Source organism: Thermoplasma sp. Kam2015 (genome assembly GCF_003205235.1).
GTDB lineage: Archaea > Thermoplasmatota > Thermoplasmata > Thermoplasmatales > Thermoplasmataceae > Thermoplasma.
In genome coordinates this window covers 1-2631 of record NZ_QJSM01000046.1, presented here as the reverse complement: position 1 = coordinate 2631, position 2631 = coordinate 1, and the positions used below count along the sequence as shown (strand labels likewise).

The 2631-nt window shown below is 42.0% G+C and carries 6 protein-coding genes; 5 read left to right on the top strand and 1 reads right to left on the bottom strand.

Annotation, left to right across the window (positions count from 1 at the left end; all coding sequences use genetic code 11):
- The coding region (locus tag DMB44_RS09110) for a hypothetical protein (protein WP_153280220.1) at window positions 1-205 on the bottom strand (205 nt) is incomplete at its 3' end.
- A 256-nt stretch (window positions 206-461) separates the two neighbouring features.
- Between DMB44_RS09110 and DMB44_RS09105 the strand changes: the two genes are divergently transcribed.
- The 5 genes from DMB44_RS09105 to DMB44_RS09090 all read left to right on the top strand — a co-directional run.
- Window positions 462-650, top strand: coding sequence for a hypothetical protein (locus DMB44_RS09105; protein ID WP_161952129.1), 189 nt, complete (start codon window positions 462-464; stop codon window positions 648-650).
- Window positions 647-781 (top strand): hypothetical protein, encoded by a 135-nt coding sequence (locus DMB44_RS09715; protein WP_255414326.1) that lies wholly within the window; start codon window positions 647-649, stop codon window positions 779-781. Before DMB44_RS09105 ends, DMB44_RS09715 begins: the two co-directional genes overlap by 4 nt.
- Before the next feature lie 11 nt (window positions 782-792).
- Window positions 793-1506, top strand: coding sequence for a hypothetical protein (locus DMB44_RS09100; protein WP_110642957.1), 714 nt, complete (start codon window positions 793-795; stop codon window positions 1504-1506).
- A gap of 5 nt (window positions 1507-1511) precedes the next feature.
- Window positions 1512-1811, top strand: a complete 300-nt coding sequence (locus DMB44_RS09095; RefSeq protein WP_153280219.1) for a hypothetical protein — start codon at window positions 1512-1514, stop codon at window positions 1809-1811.
- Between the two features lie 12 nt (window positions 1812-1823).
- The coding region (locus tag DMB44_RS09090; protein ID WP_153280218.1) for a hypothetical protein at window positions 1824-2631 on the top strand (808 nt) is incomplete at its 3' end.

The following is a 2631-nucleotide window of genomic DNA, read 5'->3' as shown; positions in this document are numbered from 1 at the left end:
TGTTGATGATTGATAATTCCCTCGATGCATTCGCTATATCTGTTATCGGATCATCGTACACGTAATAGTTTACACGCGGTCCGAGATCCAGGTTCTTCCTATGAAGCTGTGTTTGTGGATGAGAGGCAAAGTAGGCGAAGGAGAAGAATGCAGCGAAGACAAGTATAATGACAAGTACGATGGAGAAAATCTTATCCCTCGCCATGCAATATCATGAAAATATGAGACAATTTTATTTAAATTTTCATCTCTTAATGTTATTATTTAGATGAATACAATAGTAAACTCACGGAAGATGATATGGACATCGTATCACCGAGAGGCTCTGTAGATTGAACATTCAAACAAACGGCCTGGATAGTGATACATATTGGGGCGTTAATTATGCATGTTGTATACTATCACAACACAGGAATATTTTTTTAAAAAAATTTAAATATTAATAATATTTTTGATTCATGATGATAAATGATGTTCTGAAAAAAGCGTTGATCGCCTCCATTGTATTCGCAATGATGGCGATGATTCCGCACGCTGTATCCGCAGCACCGATTCCATCCGCAGTCTACAGAGAGGGAAATGAGGCGGTGAGTTTCTCCGGGAGGGAAGTGCATGTGTCCCTTGGAATTCACAAAGTAGCCGTTTCATGAGGATATTCATGCTTAACGATATGAGTCATTGTGTTAAGATGGGAATAACGCTGAATCATGACGGCTTGTTTACCGGCCCAGCTCTTGATATACCTTTCTACCTTGCCTATTACAGCCTCAGCAACCCATAAGGTGATTATGAATGCAGGTTAAAGCAAGAAGGATTGCAACAATTATACTTACCATTATTGTTCTGTTCGCAGGCTTCTTCATCTACGAGCTTGAATCGAAGCCGCCTGTCCTATCGCTTCGACCAGTTTCCGAATCGAAACTGCTGACCAATTACCCCACCTACGGTTATACGGAAATATACACCTATTATATACCTAACAATATTACACGTACGTTTCAGTCTTTCGTATCCAACGTCACGAGTGTGATAAATGTATCCTATGGTAGCAGCAATGCGGAGTTTATATTTTACGTCTCCTCCATTGTTGAATCATTGGAAAAAACTGAGAATCCATTGGGTGGATTCTCCGGTAACGAGGTAGTTGCCGAGATTGGTCAGAACCTATCATTCCCCGTTACCGGCTTCTCCTTTTCGATCAGGAACCTTATCGTGAAATACAACGACATCACCATAATCAATGCGAGCTCCGTGCAGAAGTATGAATACATACCACAATGGCTAAATAATACGGCCCTTATGATTACAGATCCGCCAGCGTATATACCCTACAACTTCACAATAGGTAATTTTACTGCTATAAACATGTATTATTACATAAACTACTCTCTTGAATTCATACCAATCGTAGAGATCGGATTCATACACATCTATCTGAAGCCGATACACGTAAGCAATTCTTTCTTGGCACCATGGGGGTTCAAAAAACCGCTGGGGGAGGCGTGATTGCTATGGTTATATATGGTTGCCCTGGAATAGATTTGGATCGCTACGATCAGTACAAGGCAATTGGAGTCAGCTACGGATTCCTCGATTCAGAATTTAAGGTGAGCTACATATTTTCCGGACAATATAACTGGCTTTACTACGACGATCTAGGCGGTTCATCAAATATGCCCTACATAGGATACCTCAATTTCACGACCAATATGCAGATAACGGGTTCGTCTTACGCGACAAACGGACAGACCTATGGCGCATCAGTATGGATGATCATATGCCCGGCTCCAACGTATGAGACCAATTACTGAGAGGTATTTAGCATGTCCATGGATAAAAGAAATGTTAGAATTGTTGGAATGATCGTTATGGCGATAATAGTATTTTTGCTGATCAGCTGGAGCTACGAGCCTCATCTTTCGGATAAGCGCTTATCTTATGATCCTGGCTATGGATCACGTCTAAAAGCGTACAACCCATTCAACGATTCTTTCAATATAACGTTCATCGTTATGGGACAGCCGTTCACCTATAGCATAACACCAGTAAGCATCGGGGAATGGATGGCTGAGATAGGAAGCAACGCAGGTATAACCGATCTGAACAGCCCTCCAGGCTATGATCAGAGCGCTACTTACATTAACTGGGTTACGATGGATTTTAAGAAGGGAAGCGATAGCTATTTCGACCATCTCTTCCTCGAAATAAACTACTTCAACTTCAGCATGTCAGCATACAATGGTAAGTATTCCATGCCGGTGGGCATACTCAACGATTGGCCAGGCAATTTTTTTGCCGTTCATTACGGATCGAATGTTATAACTGGAACAAACTTCTTGACATACGGGTCAGGGAAAATATTCGTGCTGTCAGGTCTTTACAATTCCAATTTATCGACCGGCCCACTCCCGATATCCTGTCCTGGAAATTACACGTATGAACCGCCCGGGAGCATAACTTACGCAAACTGCTCGATGCAGTACGGACCCAATAGAGTTCCAGTTTACTGGGTCTCCGATTTCAACACAACCGATCACATCCTCGTTACACCTATCCTTGAGATCGGTCCTTACTTCATAACTGGCGAACCTGTATGGATAAACATTGAGATGAGCTATCCCTCGGAAATGT